The 17,365-nt window shown below is 64.0% G+C and carries 17 protein-coding genes; 7 read left to right on the forward strand and 10 right to left on the reverse strand.

The window, feature by feature from the left end:
- The 10 genes from ACP691_RS19410 to ACP691_RS19455 form a co-directional block, all read right to left on the reverse strand.
- Positions 1 to 176: glycosyl hydrolase family 28-related protein (locus ACP691_RS19410; protein WP_426153562.1), on the reverse strand; the 176-nt coding region annotated here is incomplete at its 3' end.
- An 810-nt stretch (positions 177 to 986) separates the two neighbouring features.
- Entirely contained in the window at positions 987 to 2,066 is a 1,080-nt protein-coding gene (locus tag ACP691_RS19415; RefSeq protein WP_426153323.1) for a protein-glutamate methylesterase/protein-glutamine glutaminase, read from the reverse strand.
- Positions 2,067 to 2,073: 7 nt separating this feature from the next.
- Positions 2,074 to 2,880 carry a CheR family methyltransferase gene (locus ACP691_RS19420; protein ID WP_426153325.1) on the reverse strand — a complete coding sequence of 269 codons (807 nt, stop codon included), beginning with the start codon at positions 2,878 to 2,880 and terminating at the stop codon, positions 2,074 to 2,076.
- Entirely contained in the window at positions 2,877 to 3,383 is a 507-nt protein-coding gene (locus tag ACP691_RS19425) for a chemotaxis protein CheW (protein ID WP_426153327.1), read from the reverse strand. Before ACP691_RS19425 ends, ACP691_RS19420 begins: the two co-directional genes overlap by 4 nt.
- 10 nt (positions 3,384 to 3,393) lie before the next feature.
- Positions 3,394 to 5,031 carry a methyl-accepting chemotaxis protein gene (locus ACP691_RS19430; protein WP_426153329.1) on the reverse strand — a complete coding sequence of 546 codons (1,638 nt, stop codon included), beginning with the start codon at positions 5,029 to 5,031 and terminating at the stop codon, positions 3,394 to 3,396.
- A gap of 28 nt (positions 5,032 to 5,059) precedes the next feature.
- Entirely contained in the window at positions 5,060 to 7,168 is a 2,109-nt protein-coding gene (locus ACP691_RS19435; protein ID WP_426153331.1) for a chemotaxis protein CheA, read from the reverse strand.
- Positions 7,169 to 7,194: 26 nt separating this feature from the next.
- Positions 7,195 to 7,491, reverse strand: a complete 297-nt coding sequence (locus ACP691_RS19440; RefSeq protein ID WP_426153333.1) for an STAS domain-containing protein — start codon at positions 7,489 to 7,491, stop codon at positions 7,195 to 7,197.
- On the reverse strand, positions 7,488 to 7,856 hold the full coding sequence (locus tag ACP691_RS19445; protein ID WP_426153335.1) for a response regulator: 369 nt from the start codon (positions 7,854 to 7,856) through the stop codon (positions 7,488 to 7,490). The genes ACP691_RS19440 and ACP691_RS19445 overlap by 4 nt, the downstream gene beginning before the upstream one ends.
- 26 nt (positions 7,857 to 7,882) lie before the next feature.
- Entirely contained in the window at positions 7,883 to 9,058 is a 1,176-nt protein-coding gene (locus ACP691_RS19450; protein WP_426153337.1) for a methyl-accepting chemotaxis protein, read from the reverse strand.
- 380 nt (positions 9,059 to 9,438) lie between these two features.
- Entirely contained in the window at positions 9,439 to 10,293 is an 855-nt protein-coding gene (locus ACP691_RS19455) for a LysR family transcriptional regulator (RefSeq protein ID WP_426153339.1), read from the reverse strand.
- 74 nt (positions 10,294 to 10,367) lie between these two features.
- On the opposite strand from ACP691_RS19455, the gene ACP691_RS19460 reads away from it, so the two are divergent.
- The 7 genes from ACP691_RS19460 (at position 10,368) to rbsD (ending at position 17,362) form a co-directional block, all read left to right on the forward strand.
- Positions 10,368 to 11,306 carry a DMT family transporter gene (locus tag ACP691_RS19460; protein ID WP_426153341.1) on the forward strand — a complete coding sequence of 313 codons (939 nt, stop codon included), beginning with the start codon at positions 10,368 to 10,370 and terminating at the stop codon, positions 11,304 to 11,306.
- 148 nt (positions 11,307 to 11,454) lie between these two features.
- Positions 11,455 to 12,411 (forward strand): sugar ABC transporter substrate-binding protein, encoded by a 957-nt coding sequence (locus tag ACP691_RS19465; RefSeq protein WP_426153343.1) that lies wholly within the window; start codon positions 11,455 to 11,457, stop codon positions 12,409 to 12,411.
- A gap of 51 nt (positions 12,412 to 12,462) precedes the next feature.
- On the forward strand, positions 12,463 to 14,016 hold the full coding sequence (locus ACP691_RS19470; RefSeq protein ID WP_426153345.1) for a sugar ABC transporter ATP-binding protein: 1,554 nt from the start codon (positions 12,463 to 12,465) through the stop codon (positions 14,014 to 14,016).
- Positions 14,013 to 15,005, forward strand: coding sequence for an ABC transporter permease (locus ACP691_RS19475; protein WP_426153347.1), 993 nt, complete (start codon positions 14,013 to 14,015; stop codon positions 15,003 to 15,005). Before ACP691_RS19470 ends, ACP691_RS19475 begins: the two co-directional genes overlap by 4 nt.
- Before the next feature lies 1 nt (position 15,006).
- A complete protein-coding gene (locus ACP691_RS19480) occupies positions 15,007 to 16,035 on the forward strand; it encodes a LacI family DNA-binding transcriptional regulator (RefSeq protein ID WP_426153349.1) in 1,029 nt (342 codons plus the stop codon).
- Positions 16,032 to 16,961: a ribokinase gene (gene rbsK / locus ACP691_RS19485; protein WP_426153351.1), complete on the forward strand. Its 930-nt coding sequence runs from the start codon at positions 16,032 to 16,034 to the stop codon at positions 16,959 to 16,961. Before ACP691_RS19480 ends, rbsK begins: the two co-directional genes overlap by 4 nt.
- Positions 16,958 to 17,362 (forward strand): D-ribose pyranase, encoded by a 405-nt coding sequence (rbsD, locus tag ACP691_RS19490; protein WP_426153353.1) that lies wholly within the window; start codon positions 16,958 to 16,960, stop codon positions 17,360 to 17,362. The genes rbsK and rbsD overlap by 4 nt, the downstream gene beginning before the upstream one ends.
- Positions 17,363 to 17,365: the final 3 nt, after the last annotated feature.

Raw genomic sequence — 17,365 nt, forward strand, 5'->3', positions numbered from 1 at the left:
AGCATCAGGCAACCATCGGAAGGCTCTTCCCCAGCCGAAACGATGTAGGTGCCGCTAGGCACGAATACAGTGCCGCCTCCAGCTGCCGAAGCCGCATCGATCGCCTTTTGCATCGCCGCGGTGTCATCCGTTACGCCATCACCGACAGCACCAAAATCCTTTACGTTGAAGATCATGTTCGCGTCCGTCCCGGGAAAGAGAGTTGCAGCCAAATAGTCGGCACGGTTTATGACAGAGTTCACATATGCGCTTCTATGCCTTTCATATGAACGTCAAAAAACCAGATAAAAACGCTAACTATCTTGGAAAAACGACGGTTTGTCGGCGTCGGTTGCGTTGTAAGCACACGGATACAAGCCAGGGAAGTCAAAAAAACAATAGGCCGCTAGATGTTTTATTGGCGCTTCGCTGGCCCGGTTCACGCCGCGCATCGCGGCTGGATTCTTCGTATTCCACGCCACTACCCGACAGGTCTTGGGCAGAACGCTGCCTACATGACGAGAGCGCATTGCGCCTATGCCCTATCGCAAAACCAGCCTCCTGGTGGCTGCCACCCTCGCTACAGCCGTGACGACCCTAGGTATCCATGAAGGCAGTGACACCCAAGACATTGAAAGCGTTTGAGACCTGCTCAAGCGTGCAGGATCACGCATGGCCCATCTGGATCAGGGTGATCGCACTTAGACGCAACGTCGGCTTCGATGCCGCGCAAGCCGAGATTGTCCGAGGTCGTGGCAAGGAATTGATGGATCATGTAAGGGACGTGTGCGCGGCGCTGTTGACCAAAGGCCAGAAACAGAGGACGGCGCCGGATGAGCGTTCTAAAAGGAACCTGCGCTGGGCCGTGAACTTCAGCGCTCTCATTCCTGCTGGCGCTTGCCCTGGCCCGCCTCACATGGGCCCGGGCCGGCCGCGCTTGATGGCGGGGGCGATCGGCGATGTGCCTGCTCGGTATCCGGGGCGCCGCCCTCGGCCGCGCTCCTCGCCTACCGGCCCGCCTGCACGATCACTTGCGCCACTCGATCCAGCGCCACCACCTGCCGCGCGCCGCCCAGCCGAATGGCTTCCTTGGGCATGCCGAACACCACGCAGCTGGCTTCGTCCTGGGCGTAGGTGTCGGCACCGGCGTCGAGCATCTCGCGCAGCCCTCGCGCGCCGTCGTCGCCCATGCCGGTCATGATGACGCCCGTGGCGTTGCTGCCGGCGAAGCGGGCCACCGAGCGGAACAGCACGTCCACCGAAGGCTTGTGCCGGTTCACATGAGGGCCATCGGTGATCTGCACGTGATACTGCGCGCCGCTGCGCTTGAGCAGCATGTGGCGACCGCCGGGCGCGATCAGGACTCGCCCGGGCAGTACGCGGTCATTGTCCCGGGCTTCCACCACCTCCAGAGCGCAGAGGCTGTTGAGCCGGGCTGCAAATGCCGCGGTGAATTTCTCCGGCATGTGCTGCACCACCAGGATGGCCGGGCAGACCCGGGGCAGGGCGGTCAATACCCGCTCCAGGGCCTGAGTGCCGCCGGTGGAGGTGCCCAGGGCGATCACCCGCTCGGTGGTGCGCGCCATGGCCTGTCCCTGGCCGCTGGGAAGGATGGCGTCGGCGCTATGCTTGGGCGCCACGGGCCCGGCTTGCGGGCGAGCGCGTAGCGCATTGAGGTTGGCCCTGGCGGCGCCGCGTATGGCCGCGGCCAATTCAGCGGCCGACTGCTGGAGAAAATCCTTAAGCCCCGCCTTGGGCTTGGCGATGATATCCGCCGCGCCTGCCGCCATGGCCTGCAAGGCTGTCTGGCTGCCGCTTTCGGCCAGGGTCGAGCAGATCACCACCGGGGTAGGGCGCTCGGCCATGAGCTTGCGCAGGAAGGTCACCCCGTCCATGCGCGGCATTTCGATATCGAGCAGGATCACATCCGGCCACTGCCGCGCCATCTTGTCCATGGCGAATAGGGGATCGCTGGCCACGCCTATCACCTTCAGGTCCGGGGTTTGTTCCAGAATGCCTTGAAGCACCTGACGGACCACGGCCGAATCGTCGATGATCATCACTTTGATGGGAGTCGAGTTGGGCATGGGCGGCTCAGGGTTTGCGATAGATCGAGGGGGACAGCAAGCTCAAGGCGTCAGTGACACCGTTGAGGCTCTCCGAATGGCTGACCAGGAAATAGCCACCACCGCGCAGCAGCGGAACCAGGCGCTCGATCACTTTGCGCTTGGTGGGCATATCGAAATAGATCAGCACGTTGCGCAGAAAAATCACGTCGAACTCGCCCAGTTTCGGCAAGGTGACGTTGAGGTTGACCTGCTGGAAGCTCACACGCTCGCGCAGGGGGCGGTCCACCAGGAAGGTCCCCGCCTGGCCTGCGATGCCCTTCAGGCAATAGCGGCTAAGGTAGGCCGGGGCCAGGTTGCGGCCACGTTCCATCGGGTAGTGCCCCCGCGCGGCTTTCTCCAGCACCCGGGTGCTGATGTCCGACCCCAGGACCTCCCAGGGTTTTTCACCCAGGCAATCGGCCAGCAGCATGGCGAGGCTGTACGGCTCTTCCCCGGAGGAACAGGCCGCGCTCCAGATGCGCAGGGTACGGCCTGGGCGAATGAGGCTTGGCAACTGGTCGCGTAACCACTCGAAATGCTTGGGCTCTCGGAAGAAGTAGGTCTCGTTGGTGGTCAGCAGATCGAGCGCGATCTGCGCTTCGCCAGCCCCTGGAGGGGCAGTGATCAGCGCGAAGTACTGGCCATAGTTTTCCATGTCCAACTGACGCAGCCGGCCAGCCAGACGGCCAGCGACCAACGCCTTCTTGCTGGTCGCCATATGGATGCCGGCGCGTTGGTAGAGCCAGCCTTGGAAGCGCGCGAAATCCGCGTCGCTGATGCCGGTACCGCTCACGCCGCCGCCTCGCCGGACAGTTGGGCCAGCGCTACCAGGTCATGCAGCGCCAACACCCGATTGGCGTCAAGGACAATGACGAAGCGCTCGTCGAGCCGAGCCATGCCAGCGATGAAGTCCGCGCGGATGCGGGCGCCGAAGGCCGGCGGCGGCTCCATATGCTCGGCGGCGATGTCCAGCACGGCGCAGACGGCGTCCACCAGCAGGCCGAAGACCTGCTTGTCTCCCTCGGCCGGCTGTATCTCCAGGATCACCACGCAGCTGCGCCGCCCTACCAGGGCCTGGGGTTGGCCGAAGCGCGCGGCCAGGTCCACCACCGGGACAACGGCGCCACGCAGGTTGATCACGCCGCGCACATAGGCGGGCATCATCGGCACCAGCGTCATGGGGCTCAGTTCGATGATTTCCTTGATGCCATCGATGGCCAGGGCGTAGGTGTCGCCAGCGACCGCGAAGGTCAGGTATTGGGCGTCGCCCGCGGGGGTAGCATTCAGGCTGTTCATGGCGGCACCTCTAGAAACGAGTGAACTCGGCTTCGGACAGCGCGCCGGCGGCTTCGCCCCGCCACACGGCCCGAGCGGGCGCCGCGGTGGTACCACGCGCGGCCGGGCGTTGCGGGCTTTGCGCAGCGCCGCGGACGTGATCGCCTTCGACACGGAAGAAACTCATCGCGCGTTGCAGTTGCTCGGCCTGGCTGCTCATTTCCTCCGCGGTGGCGGCCAGTTCCTCGCTGCTGGAGGCGTTCTGCTGGGTGACCTGGTTCAACTGCACCATGGCCATGTTGATCTGGGCGACACCGGCCGATTGTTCTTCAGAGGCCGCGGTGATCTCTTGAACCAGGTCGCTGGTCTTGCCGATGGAAGGCACGATTTCAGTCAAGAGCGCACCCGCCCGCTCGGCCAGTTGCACACTGCCCGTGGACAGCTCGCCGATTTCCTGGGCCGCGACCTGGCTACGTTCGGCCAGCTTGCGTACTTCGGCCGCCACCACGGCGAAGCCTTTACCGTGCTCGCCGGCCCGGGCCGCTTCGATGGCCGCGTTCAGGGCCAACAGGTTGGTCTGGTAGGCGATGTCATCGATGATGCCGATGCGCTGGGCGATCTTTTTCATGGCGTCCACCGTGGCCTGTACCGACTGGCCACCTTCCACCGCTTCGCGGGCGGCCTTGCTGGCCATGCCGTCCGTGACCTTGGCGTTTTCAGTGTTCTGATTGATGCTGGCGGTCATCTGTTCCACCGAAGCGCTGGTCTGCTCCACGCTGGCGGCCTGCTCGCTGGTGGCCTGGCTCATGGACTGCGCGGTGGCGCTCACTTCCTCCGAAGCGCTGGCCAGGTTGTCCGCGGCATGGCGCACCTCGCCAATGATGCGGCCCAGTTGGCCGGTCATGTTGTGCATGGCGCCCAGCAGGCGGCCGGTTTCATCCTGCGCGGTGACCTTCACTTCCACGCTCAGGTCGCCTTCGGCCAGGCGGGTGGCAACGTCCATGGCGTGGCGCAGAGGCCGCGAAATGATGCGTGACATGAACCAGGTCAAGAACAGGCCCAGAGCCAGCGACGCGGCGAGCACCAGGGCAATGGCCACACGGGCGCGTCCGTAGGTACGGGCGGCTTCGTCACTGGCGGCCTGAGCGTTGCTGTCATTGAGGGCGACCAGTTTGCCCAGCGTGGCGGCCGCGCCTTCGAATACCGGCCGCGATTCGGTGGCCAGGATTGCCTTGGCGCTCGCCTTGTCACCGGCGTGAGACAGGTTGAGTACCTTCTCGCTGATGGTCAGGTAGCGGTGGTAATCGTTGATGAAACTGTCGAACAACGCCTGTTCATCGGCGCTGGAAATCAGTGCCTTGTACTTTTCGATGCTGCTGTCCACTTCGGCGCGGGAGAGCTGGCCGTTGCGCTGAAGTTCACTCATCTCCTCCTCGGTATCGGCCAGGATGTGGCGGGCCTCGCGGGTACGGTATTGAGTGAGGTTATAACGCATGCTGGAGGCGGCGCGAATGGACGGGATCGAGTCCTCGCTCATGCGCAGGGCGGTATCATTGACGGCGGCCAATTGGAAGATGGAGAACAGGCCCAGCACGACCGCAAGTGAGAGTACCAGCAGGAACGCGATCAGCAGCTTGGCAGAGATTTTCAGGTTGTAGAACCATTGCATGATGAACACCTCGGGACGAATCCTGTGCTTAAACGGTTTGAACGGTGGAAAGTGAATGGAATGAAGCTGGGCCTTCGCTCAGGTGCTTGAGCAGCGCCGGTACATCGAGAATCAGCGCGACTATGCCGCTGCCCAGCACGCTGGAGCCGCTGATGCCGCGTACCCCCGCGAACAGCGGGCCAAGTGGTTTGATCACGGTCTGGTATTCGCCCATCAAGTGGTCTACCACCAGGCCGGCCTTCAGACCGTGCCCACGGATCACCACGATGTTCTCCCGCCGGGGCGGCGCGCCGACCAGGCCGAAGTGATCACGCAAAAAGACCACCGGCAATACCTCCCCGCGCAGGTCCACGTGGCCGCGCTGGCGAAGCGCGGCACGGTCGGCGGGGTTGAGCTCCATGCATTCGCGCACCATGCCCAGGGGAATCACATAGCTGCTGTCCGCGGCCTCCACCAGCAAGCCGTCGATCATCGCCAGGGTCAGCGGCAACCGAATGCGCACGGTCGTGCCCTGACCGGGCGGGCTGAACAGCTCGATGCTGCCACGCAGCCCGGTGATGTTGCGCTTGACCACGTCCATGCCAACGCCACGGCCAGACAGATTGGTCACCGCGGCTGCGGTGGAGAAGCCCGGCTCGAAAATCAGGTTCAGCAGTTCCCGGTCGCTGGGTTCATTCTGGCCCACCAGGCCGCGCTCGCGGGCCTTGGCCAGGATGCGTTCGCGGTTGAGCCCGGCGCCGTCGTCGCTCAGTTCCACCACGATGTTGCCGGCGTCATGAAAGGCGTTCAGGTGCAAGCGACCCCGGGCCGGCTTGCCCGCGGCCAGCCGTTGTTCAGGCGCCTCGATGCCATGGTCCATGGCATTGCGCAGCAAGTGCATCAGAGGGTCGCCCAGTTGCTCAACCAGAGCTTTATCCAATTCGGTGTCGCCGCCGCTGATCACCAGCTCGATATCCTTGCCGAGGGCTTGGCTGACATCGCGCACGGTGCGCTGGAACCGGTTGAAGGTTTCCCCGATGGGGACCATGCGCATCGCCAGCGCCCCTTCGAGCACCTGCTCGACCAGGGCGTTGACCGCCGCCGTGGCTTCGGCGAGGGCGGGCTCGCCCTGAGCCTGGGCCAGGCGCTCGGCCAGCAGGCGAGCGCCCGCGCCGGCCGTGACCAGCTCACCGGCCAGGTTGATCAAGGCTTCGAGTTTATCGGCGCGAACCCGTACCCAGGCCTGGCGCGAGTCCGGGCCTTGCCGCGTGGCTGGAGCACCGGCCGGCGCCACCGCCGCCGGTTCGGCGACCGCCTCCGGGGCATGAGCGCCTGCCGTGGCCGTGTCGGGCTCGGCCCGCACGGTGGCCGGCCATTGTTCGAGCAGCCATTGCCGACGCTCCGTCGACAAGCCTGCCAGCCACTGGTCGTAGGCTACGGTATCCAGGCTCAGATCGAAAATGCCCAGTTCGCACTCACCTTCGACGAAGGCGAACGCATCGGCCAGGGCAGCCGCGTCGCAGCCAGCGCGCAGGCGCAGCTCGAAGCCCAGGTAGCAGCTTTCCGGGTCGAAGCGGTCGCCCGGTACGGCAAGTGGGTGCAAGGCCAGGCCGTCACGCTCGCCGAGGGTGTCCAGGTAGCGCAGGAAGGAGAGCGGGTCCATGCCATGGCGAAAGCTGTCCTGGCCAAAGCTCACCGAGACATGCCAAAGCCGAACGGCGCCGTGCGCCTGGGCAGAGTCATCGATGCGGGGCGCCGCCGGCGGCTTGCCGCTGGTGTTCGCCAGACGCTGGCGCAGCGGTTGTTCGATGGCGATCAGATCGGCCCCGGGGGCTTGGCGACGAACGGCTACGCATTCGAGCAGCGCGCTCAGGTGGTCGTTGCAGGCCAGCAGCAGTGCCGTGCAATCACGGTCCATGGTCAGGCTGCCGGCGCGCAGGCGGTCGAGCAGGTCTTCTACCTCATGGGCGAAACTCACCAGCGCATCGAGCCCGAACAACCCCGCCGAGCCCTTGATGGTATGGGCGGCGCGGAACACTTCGGCCAGGCATTGATCGTCGCCGGGTTCGCTCTCCAGGCGCAGCAGCGATTGTTCCATGGCCTGAAGCAGCTCGCGCGCTTCGGCGATGAAGGTTTGCAACGCGGCTTCGAGGTTCATGGAATAAGGGTCTCGTCAAACAAGGTTCATTCAGCCGGGGTCAGGGGCGTCCCGGGGCATTGGGCCAGCACGGCCTGTACCGCGTCGCTCAGCGGCCCAAGGGTCAAGCGCTGGCCTCGGGCCTGGCGCTGTTGGTTCAAGTACAGCAACCACTGCAGGCCCGCGCCGTCCATTTCAGATACCTGGCCCAGATCCAGCAGCCAGTCATCCGGCTCGGCGAGCCAGGCGCCGATGGCCGCGTGCAGCTCGCCTACCTGGTAGATGGTCAGGTCGGTCTGCACGGCGAGCCGCAGCCGGCCTTCGCCGCGCTGCACGTCGATCATGGCGCGATCAGCTTGGCCACCGCGGCCAGCATCTGGGCGGGCTGGAAAGGCTTGACCACCCAGGCGCGCGCGCCGGCGGCCTGGCCTTCCTGCTTGCGGCTTTCCTGAGACTCGGTGGTCAGCATGATCACCGGGGTGAACTTGTAGGCCGGCAGCTTCTTGAGCTCTTTCACGAAGGTGATGCCGTCCATGTTGGGCATGTTCACATCGCTGATCACCAGATGAATCTTCTGGCCGGTCAGCTTGGCCAGCGCGTCCTTGCCATCGCAGGCTTCAAGCACGTCGTAGCCTTGCCCTTTGAGGGCGATACCTACTACTTGGCGAATACTGGCGGAGTCATCCACCACGAGAATGGCCTTGGCCATGGAACCTCCCGGTTGCGCGTCGAACGTTAGAAAAAGGTGATGTCGCTGGCGGTCGGAGCGCTGTTGGCCCGGCCGTGATGGTTGTTTCGCTGTTCCTGCATGGCGTAAGTGCGCTCGGTTTCAGCCAGCCAGCCGGCCACGTCCATGCTCAGGGGGACGTTGGCTTCGCGGGCTCGCTCCACGTGCTGATGCAGGTCGGCCATGCGCTGCTGCACCTGGTTGAGGATCTGGCTGACGCGATCCTGGAACTGCAGCGCCACCAACACCTCGGATAGCTCCTGACCAATACCTTCGCTTTCTTGACGCAGTAATTCGGACGCCCCCTGGAGCTTGCCGGTGATGCCCTCGAAGCGACCCAGCACGCCCTGGATCGCTTGCTCGGCCTGGGCGACGCTGTCGTTGCCCTTGTCGGTGCTTTCGCCCGCAACTTCTACCAGGTGGCCAATGGCGGCGTTGATCACGTCCACCTTGGCGGACATCTTCTGACCAGTCTCGCTGGATTGACTCGACAGCGAACGCACGGCGTCAGCCACTACCGCGAAGCCGCGACCTGCCTCGCCGGCGCGGGCGGCCTCGATGGCCGCATTGAGCGCCAGCAGGTTGGTTTGCGCGGCGATGGCCGCCACGTCGGCGGCCATCTGCCGCAGCTCCCCGGTGTAGTCCGTGAGATGGCGTACCGCCTGGAGCATTTCATCGCGGCTATGCTGGCTGATGCGCAGGCTGTCGACCACCTCGGCCAGGGCGCCATGGCTCTGCGCCAAGCCTTCGCTCACGCCGCCTTCGCCCATTTCACCAGCCGCTTGGCGTGAAGCGGCCAGCGTCTGGTCGAGGCGTCCCGCGATATCCACGAACCGCTGAGTGAGCGCGCCTACTGCGGTTTCTGTTTGCTCGCGGGATGTTTCGATCTGGCGCATCCACACGGGCAGCGCTGCATCGCACAACCGCTGTGCGTCAGGCAGGGGTTCGCTCGTTGGCTCTACCACTGATGGGGCGGCAGCGGGGGCGGCAGGCTTCCGACCGACGCGCCAGGCAGAGAAACCACCGGCCAGTAGAGTAGGTAGCGCGACACAGGCAGCGTTGAGCCAAAGACTGAGGTCGCTGGTCAGTGCCAGGGCGCTGATGGAAACGACAGCGCCCACGGCGCTGGCGGCCAGCGGCAGGGAGCGGGAAGCGGAGCGAAACTCCTGGGGGGCAATGGTCATGGGAGGCCCTTGAGCAGTAGCCCCGGTCAGGGGCAGGTATCTGGGTTATCTCCTATTGCCCTCATAACATTAATTAATTGGCGTGCCATTCGTCGTCTTGTGGATCCATTTATACAGCGTTTATACAGCTACATACCACTGTATAAGCTGTGAAAATTGGCTGGAAGCGGCTTGGAAGGGCGTGGAAGAGCACGCGGCCCCGCACAACGTAGCGGCAACCGTTAGAACGCTGGTTGTATAGGTTCCGGTTGGTAGAGACAGCGCCATCGGCGCGAAAGCCACTCTTCGCTGTCACCTCTTAAGTTGACGAACCCAGCTAGCGACAGAACTAACTAGCGCGGGCGTTAACCCATCTTCCTGCCCATCAGGCCGCTGTCGGATTACAACCGAAACCACTGCCGCATCGCCTTCCCGAGCAGGGCCACGGCCTCATCCCCTTGTGACGCAGCGCTGCGCACGAACACGATTTCATGGTCAGGAATCATTGGCAGATCTTCCAGAATCCGCATACGCTCGGTGACCTTGGCGCGGTCGATCAGGCTCACCGCCAACCCGGCTTCCACGCAGGCTTTTACCGCCTGGTTGGACTGGCTTTCGAGCACGATACGCGAACGTCGACCGCACGCCTGGAGCGCTTCGGTCATGGCTTCGCGGTAGGGGCATTGCACGGCATGTACGGCCAAGGGCAAAGGGTCATCGAGCGCCACGGCGGTATTCATAGGGCCGACCCAGACAGGCGTGGTCGACATCAACACCTGAGCGTCGGGGTCGGCCTGGCCCTTGGGCTGGGCCAACACGGCTGTCTGCAGCTTGCCCCGCTGTATCCCCTCCCGCAGCGCATAACTGGGCCCTGTCTTGAGCTCCAGTACTACATTGGGCCAGGCTGCGGTGAAGATGGGAAGGATGTCCAGAATGACATGCGCCGCGTATTCGTCGGGCACGCCCAAGGTGATGCGCCCCGCGAGGGCCGCGCCGTGCAGGTCCGCCAACGCTTGGTCGTGGGTGCGTAACAGCTCGGCCGTGGAGACCAGCAGGCGTTGACCCAATGCGGTCAGGGACACTGACTGATTGTCCCGGTTGAGTAGGCGGCCGCCTGCTATCTCCTCCAAACGCCGAATATGCACACTCACCGCCGCCGGGCTCTTGTGCAACTGCTCGGCAGCGGCACTGAACTTGCCGATGCGCACCACTGAATGGAAGGTCCGCAGAAGGTCAATATCGAGGATGGCGCTCATGCTTCAATTTCCTTCAACAACTACTGCAGCATATTTTGATTTATTAGGTTAGGTCATTTCCCTAGCCTGGGTGCATGAGCCAGCCCAATTCGACCCAACTCAACGAACCGGCACGCCACACGTTTCGGGACACCCTGCCATTACCTTTGCTCGAAGCAGGAATGCTGCTGACCTGGAGCTCCGGGTTTATCGGCGCGCGCTTTTCCATAGACTACGCTCCGGCCTTGCTGGTGGTGTTCTGGCGTTGCGTGCTGGTCTGCGTTCTGCTGTGGCCCTTCGTCCTGAAGCCGTTACGAACAACGCCGGTTCCCGTGCTGTTGACCAATGCCGGCATTGGCCTGCTGGCAATGGCCGGATACCTGGCCGGGGTCGCCCAAGGCATCGCGCTTGGCGTGCCGGCCGGCCTCGCCGCCCTTTGCGCGGACCTGCTGCCCCTGGGCATGGCGCTATTGGCGGCGGGGTTTTTGGGCGAGCGATTGGCCCTTCGGATGTGGTTGGGGTTGATCCTTGGGCTGGTGGGTGTGCTCTGGGTCACCCAGGGCGTGCTGGAGCTGGGCAGCGCGCCTCTCTGGGCCTATGGCCTGCCGGTGGCGGGCATGCTGTCACTCGCGGTGGCGACCCTGTGGCAGAAGCGCTTGAGTGCTGCCCGATCCATGGGCCTGCTGCCCAACCTCTGGCTGCAATGTTTTGTCTCCAGCTTCGTCTTCGCCGCTATCCAGGGCAGCCAGGGTAGCCTGGCCCCCGTTCCGACCATCGGGTTCGCGCTGAGCGTGCTGTGGACGGTGGGCTTGTCGACGCTCGGCGGTTACGGGCTGTACTGGCTGTGCCTGCGCCGAAGCAGCGGCACCCGCGTGGCCAGCGTGCTTTACCTTAGCCCGCCGATCACCATGATCTGGGCCTGGGCCATGTTCGGTGAACCTTTGAGCTGGCAGATGGCGCTCGGGATGGCGGTTTCGGCCGGCGGCCTCTGGCTGGTGATTGGGGAGAGCAACCGGCCCGCTCGGCCCGAATGAGCTGTCGGCCTGCGAAGGTCGACTCTGAAACATTGATTGACAATCCTTTGTAGTTTTCTCATAGTCACATTTCGCAAACGTTTGCGCGTGTGCAGATCCCACCCGGCAGCGTTCGCCCGAAGAATAATCACAATAATGGAGATCACCCATGAAGCTGCCCTTCGCTGGTCGCCTGCTGGCCGCTGCCGTACTCAGCGCCACCACCCTGTTGCCATTCTCTGTGGCTCACGCCGAATCCTCCGAAAAGCCCAAGGTCGCATTGGTCATGAAGTCCCTGGCCAACGAGTTCTTCCTGACCATGGAAGATGGCGCCAAGGCGTACCAGAAAGAACACGCCTCGGATTTCGACCTGATCTCCAACGGGATCAAGGATGAGTCCGATACTTCCAGCCAGATTCGTATCGTCGAGCAGATGATCGTTTCCAAGGTCGATGCGCTGGTGATCGCCCCGGCCGATTCCAAGGCCCTGGTGCCGGTACTTAAGAAAGCCATGGACGCCGGCATCGTGGTGGTGAACATCGACAACCAGCTCGATGCCGGTGTGCTCAAGAGCAAGAACCTCGAAGTCCCCTTCGTAGGGCCGGACAACCGCAAGGGCGCGGCCCTGGTGGGCGAATACCTGGCCAAGCAACTGCAACCGGGCGCCCAGGTCGGGATCATCGAGGGCGTGCCGACCACCAGCAATGCGCAGCAGCGCACCGCCGGCTTCAAGGACGCCATGGCCGCGGCCAAGATGAACGTGGTTTCCGTGCAGTCCGGCAACTGGGAAATCGACAAGGGCAACGCGGTGGCCTCGGCCATGCTCAACGAATACCCCGACCTCAAAGCCTTGCTGGCCGGAAACGACAGCATGGCGCTGGGCGCGGTGTCCGCGGTGCGCGCGGCCGGCAAGACAGGCCAGGTAAAGGTGGTCGGCTACGACAACATCAATGCCATCAAGCCGATGCTCAAGGATGGCCGTGTATTGGCTACCGCAGACCAGTTCGCCGCTCGCCAGGCGGTATTCGGTATCGAGGCCGCGCTGAAAAAACTCAAGGGCGAGAAGGTCCAGACCAATGACAAGGGCGTGATCGAGACCCCGGTAGAGCTCGTTACCCAGCCTTGATCTCTTGACCGAGGCACCCGCTCCAGGCGGGCGGGTGTCGGGAGAAACCCTATGTCCGCGTCCCCAACGACGCCGGTCCTGTCGATCAGCGACATCGGCAAGACCTACGCTCAGCCCGTGCTGGGCGGTATCACCCTTGACCTGATGCGCGGGGAAGTCCTCGCGCTGACGGGCGAAAACGGCGCCGGCAAGAGCACCTTGTCGAAAATCATCGGCGGCCTGGTCACGCCAACCGCCGGCACCATGGTGTTCAGTGGCAGCCCTTATGCGCCGCAGAGCCGGGGCGAGGCCGAGAAGCTCGGCGTGCGCATGGTGATGCAGGAGCTGAACCTGCTGCCTACCCTGACCGTGGCGGAAAACCTGTTCCTGGACAACCTTCCGCGCCGGGCGGGCTGGATCGACCGCAAGCGTCTGCGCGAAGAGGCGATCAAGGCCATGGCGCAAGTCGGCCTGGACGCCATCGACCCCGACACCCTGGTCGGCGACCTGGGCATCGGCCACCAGCAGATGGTGGAGATCGCCCGTAACCTGATCGGCGATTGCAGGGTTCTGATCCTGGACGAGCCCACCGCCATGCTCACCTCCCGCGAGGTGGAAATGCTCTTCGAGCAGATCCAGCGCCTACGGGCCGAGGGCGTGTCCATCATCTATATCTCCCATCGCCTGGAAGAGCTGGCTCGCGTGTCCCAGCGCATCGCCGTGCTGCGTGACGGCCGGCTGGTGTGTGCCGAACCGATTTCCCGCTACGACAGCGAACAGCTGGTGACCCTGATGGTCGGTCGCGAGCTGGGTGAGCATATCGACATGGGCCAGCGGCAGATCGGCGACGTGGTGCTGGCCGTGAACAAGCTCAGCCGCAAAGGCAAGGTGCAGGACGTGTCCTTCAGCGTGCGCGCCGGGGAAATCTATGGGATTTCCGGGCTGATCGGGGCAGGGCGCACTGAACTGCTGCGGCTGATCTACGGCGCCGACCGTGCCGACGGCGGTACCGTCGAGGTGGGCCGGCCGCTGCGCCCGGTTGCGCTGCGCTCGCCCGCCGACGCGGTGGCGCATGGCATCGCCTTGATCACCGAAGACCGCAAGAGCGAAGGCCTGTTGATGACTCAATCCATCAGCGCGAACATCGCACTGGGGAACATGGCCAACATCTCCCGTGGGGGAGTGGTCAGCGCCGAGGACGAGCGCGCCCTGGCACAGCGCCAGATCGACGCCATGCGCATCCGTAGCGCCGGGCCGTCGCAGTTGGTGTCTGAATTGTCCGGCGGCAACCAGCAGAAGGTGGTGATAGGTCGCTGGCTGGAACGCGACTGTCCGGTGATGCTGTTCGACGAGCCCACCCGGGGTATCGACGTAGGCGCCAAGTTCGACATCTATGCCTTATTGGCCGAGCTCACCCGCCAAGGCCGCGCGCTGGTAGTGGTGTCCAGCGACCTGCGTGAGCTGATGCTGATCTGCGACCGCATCGGTGTGCTCTCCGCCGGGCGACTGATCGAGACCTTCGACCGCGACAACTGGACCCAGGACCGCTTGCTCGCTGCCGCTTTCGCCGGCTACCAGAAACGTGACGCGCTCATTCATGACCCAGCGCTCAGGACTGCCCCATGAAAAACATAAGCTCTGCAACGCTGCAAACCCCTGCCCGGCGCAGCGGTAACTACTTTGGCCTGGGAACCTACCTTGGCCTGGCCGGCGCGCTCCTGGCAATGATCGTGCTGTTCTCCATCCTCAGCGACCATTTCCTCTCCTATCAGACCTTCAGCACCCTGGCCAACCAGATTCCGGACCTGATGGTGCTGGCGGTGGGCATGACGCTGATCCTGATCATCGGCGGCATCGACCTTTCCGTGGGTTCGGTACTGGCGCTGGCAGCCTCGGCGGTAAGCGTGGCCATCCTTGGCTGGGGCTGGAGCGTGTTCCCCGCCGCGGTGCTGGGCATCGGTTGCGCCACCCTGGCGGGCACCATCACCGGCTCGATTACGGTGGCCTGGCGCATTCCTTCGTTCATCGTCTCGCTGGGTGTGCTGGAAATGGCCCGTGGCGTGGCCTACCAGATGACCGACTCGCGCACCGCCTATATCGGCGACGCCTTCGCCTGGCTGTCCAACCCGCTGGCCTTCGGCATTTCGCCCTCATTCCTGATCGCCTTGCTGGTGATCTTCATTGCCCAGGCCGTGCTCACCCGCACTGTGTTCGGGCGCTACCTGATCGGCATCGGCACCAACGAAGAAGCCGTGCGCCTGGCTGGCATCAACCCCAAACCCTACAAGATCCTGGTGTTCTCGCTGATGGGCCTGTTGGCCGGTGTAGCGGCGCTGTTCCAGATTTCCCGGTTGGAAGCGGCAGACCCTAACGCCGGCGCTGGCCTGGAGCTGCAAGTGATCGCGGCGGTGGTGATCGGTGGCACCAGCTTGATGGGCGGACGTGGTTCGATCATCAGCACTTTCTTCGGCGTGCTGATCATTTCCGTGCTGGCCGCCGGATTGGCGCAGATCGGCGCCAGCGAGCCGACCAAGCGGATCATCACCGGTGCCGTGATCGTGATTGCCGTGGTGCTGGATACCTACCGCAGCCACCGGGCACGTCGGCAGGGCTGATATGGCAACCATCAAAGATGTGGCGGCACTAGCTGGCATCTCCTATACCACCGTGTCCCATGTGGTGAACAAAAGCCGGCCGGTGAGCGAGCCGGTGCGGCTGAAGGTCGAGGCAGCCATCGCCCAGCTGGGCTACGTGCCCAGCGGCGTGGCCAGGTCGCTCAAGGCCCGCAGCACCCGCACCATTGGCATGTTGATTCCCAACGGCATCAACCCGTATTTCGCCGAGCTGGCCCGGGGAATCGAGGATCATTGCGAGCGCAACGGCTTCTGCGTGATTCTTTGCAATTCCGACGACAACCCGGAGAAACAGCGCAATTACCTGCGCGTGCTGCTGGAGAAGCGCGTCGATGGCCTGATCGTGTCTTCAGTGGATGGCGATGTGGGCATCGCCGGAGGGCTGGCCGAAGTGCGTACGCCCTTGGTAGTGGTCGACCGCGAACTGGATAGCGTCCCTGCTGACACGGTACGTATCGACCACGAACAGGGCGCCTGGCTGGCGACCCGGCACCTGCTGGAGCTCGGCCATGAACGCATTGCCTGCATCAGCGGGCCGACCGCGACGCCTGTGGCGGACATGCGCCTGGCCGGCTATCGGCGGGCCTTGCGTGAAGCAGGCCTCGACCCTGAGCCCGGTTGGATGGTTAACAGTGAATTCACCAGCCCGGCCGGCTACCAGGCTGCCGTCCACCTGCTCGAGGGCATGAAGCCCACCGCCATTTTCGCCGGCAACGATGTGATCGCCATCGCCGTGCTACGTGCCGCGGCCGAGCGGGGCATCTCGGTACCTGGTCAGTTGTCGGTGGTCGGCTTCGACGATATTCAGATCAGCCGTTATGTCTATCCCGCGCTGACCACGGTGGGGCAGTCCATCCGGCAACTGGGCGAAACGGCGGCCGAAATGCTGCTGCGCCGCATCATCTCTCCCGATTCCCTTGAAGTGCGCCGGCTACTGGTCACCCCCAGTGTCGTGGTACGGGAATCCACCGCAGCCCCTGGCCTCAAGATGCCGACCCGGAGTGACGCATGAACAACCAACAGGCAGACATCGTGATTGTCGGCAGCCTCAACATGGATCTGGTGATACGTGCCAAGCGAATGCCGCGCCCAGGTGAAACCCTGGCCGGCGACACCTTTACGACGGTCCCCGGTGGCAAGGGCGCCAACCAGGCTGTCGCGGCCGCCCGGCTGGGCGCGTCCGTTGCCATGGTGGGGTGCGTGGGTGACGATGCCTATGGCGAGCGCCTGCGCGCGGGCCTGATGATTGAAGCCATCGATTGCCGGGCCCTGACAACCCTTTCCAATGTGTCCACTGGCGTGGCGTCCATCGTGGTGGACGAACAGAGCCAGAACGCGATCCTGATCGTGGCGGGCGCTAATGGCCAGCTCACCCCCGAGCTGCTGGAGCAGTTCGACGCTGTGCTCGATTCGGCGCGGATCGTCATCTGTCAGCTTGAGGTCCCCGTGCCCACGGTACAGCATGCCCTGACCCGAGCCCGTCAGCTTGGCAAGACAGTGATACTCAACCCGGCGCCGGCCGTGGGGCCGCTGCCTGCCGAGTGGTATCCGCTGATCGACTATCTGGTGCCCAACGAAAGCGAAGCCCAGGCGCTGACGGGTATCGCGGTGAACTCGCCTGAGAGCGCTGAGCAGGCCGCGCGCATACTGCGCGACGCCGGGGCGCGCAACGTGGTGATCACCCTTGGCGAGCGAGGCGTATTCAAGCTCGGCGATAAGGGCGGTGGGCATTGGCCTGCGCCGAGCGTGAACGCCCTGGACAGCACCGCGGCGGGGGACACCTTCGTCGGCGGGTTCGCCGCGGCCTTGGCAGCCGGCCAGAGCGAAGGGGATGCGCTGCGCTTCGCTCAGGCGGCGGCGGCTCTTTCCGTGACCCGTGCCGGCGCCCAGCCGTCGATTCCCACCTACGCCGAAGTCAAGGATTTTTCCCGCGCATGAAAAAGACAGCCCTGCTCAACATCGAACTGTCCAAGGTGGTCGCCTCCCTGGGCCACGGCGATATTCTGATGATCGTGGACGCCGGTATGCCCGTACCGCCGGGCGTGCAGCTGATCGACCTGGCGCTGACCCGCGGCGTGCCGGACTTTGTCAGCGTGCTGGATGTGGTCCTCAGCGAAATGCAGGTGGAAAGCCATGTGCTGGCCAATGAAATGATCAACGTCAAGCCGCCGGCTCTGCAGGTGCTTGAAAGCCTGAACCTGGACAATCAGCTGGGTGAACAACGCTGGGTCAGCCATGAGGCGCTCAAGGCCTTGAGCCGCACGGCCAAGGCGATCGTCCGCACCGGCGAATGCCAGCCCTATAGCAATGTGGCGCTGGTGGCCGGCGTGGTCTTTTAACTG

The sequence above is a fragment of the Pseudomonas sp. DC3200b2 genome, assembly GCF_049895785.1.
In the GTDB taxonomy this organism is placed as follows: Bacteria; Pseudomonadota; Gammaproteobacteria; order Pseudomonadales; family Pseudomonadaceae; genus Aquipseudomonas; species Aquipseudomonas massiliensis.

What these genes read in the sequence shown, in the direction of transcription:
- ACP691_RS19430 (WP_426153329.1), bottom strand. Translation starts at nt 5,031, where the DNA reads ATGCAATGGTTCTACAACCTGAAAATCTCTGCCAAGCTGCTGATCGCG.
- rbsD (WP_426153353.1), top strand. Translation starts at nt 16,958, where the DNA reads ATGAAAAAGACAGCCCTGCTCAACATCGAACTGTCCAAGGTGGTCGCC.
- rbsK (WP_426153351.1), top strand. Translation starts at nt 16,032, where the DNA reads ATGAACAACCAACAGGCAGACATCGTGATTGTCGGCAGCCTCAACATG.
- ACP691_RS19450 (WP_426153337.1), bottom strand. Translation starts at nt 9,058, where the DNA reads ATGACCATTGCCCCCCAGGAGTTTCGCTCCGCTTCCCGCTCCCTGCCG.
- ACP691_RS19475 (WP_426153347.1), top strand. Translation starts at nt 14,013, where the DNA reads ATGAAAAACATAAGCTCTGCAACGCTGCAAACCCCTGCCCGGCGCAGC.
- ACP691_RS19435 (WP_426153331.1), bottom strand. Translation starts at nt 7,168, where the DNA reads ATGAACCTCGAAGCCGCGTTGCAAACCTTCATCGCCGAAGCGCGCGAG.
- ACP691_RS19415 (WP_426153323.1), bottom strand. Translation starts at nt 2,066, where the DNA reads ATGCCCAACTCGACTCCCATCAAAGTGATGATCATCGACGATTCGGCC.
- ACP691_RS19455 (WP_426153339.1), bottom strand. Translation starts at nt 10,293, where the DNA reads ATGAGCGCCATCCTCGATATTGACCTTCTGCGGACCTTCCATTCAGTG.
- ACP691_RS19460 (WP_426153341.1), top strand. Translation starts at nt 10,368, where the DNA reads ATGAGCCAGCCCAATTCGACCCAACTCAACGAACCGGCACGCCACACG.
- ACP691_RS19425 (WP_426153327.1), bottom strand. Translation starts at nt 3,383, where the DNA reads ATGAACAGCCTGAATGCTACCCCCGCGGGCGACGCCCAATACCTGACC.
- ACP691_RS19480 (WP_426153349.1), top strand. Translation starts at nt 15,007, where the DNA reads ATGGCAACCATCAAAGATGTGGCGGCACTAGCTGGCATCTCCTATACC.
- ACP691_RS19465 (WP_426153343.1), top strand. Translation starts at nt 11,455, where the DNA reads ATGAAGCTGCCCTTCGCTGGTCGCCTGCTGGCCGCTGCCGTACTCAGC.
- ACP691_RS19440 (WP_426153333.1), bottom strand. Translation starts at nt 7,491, where the DNA reads ATGATCGACGTGCAGCGCGGCGAAGGCCGGCTGCGGCTCGCCGTGCAG.
- ACP691_RS19470 (WP_426153345.1), top strand. Translation starts at nt 12,463, where the DNA reads ATGTCCGCGTCCCCAACGACGCCGGTCCTGTCGATCAGCGACATCGGC.
- ACP691_RS19445 (WP_426153335.1), bottom strand. Translation starts at nt 7,856, where the DNA reads ATGGCCAAGGCCATTCTCGTGGTGGATGACTCCGCCAGTATTCGCCAA.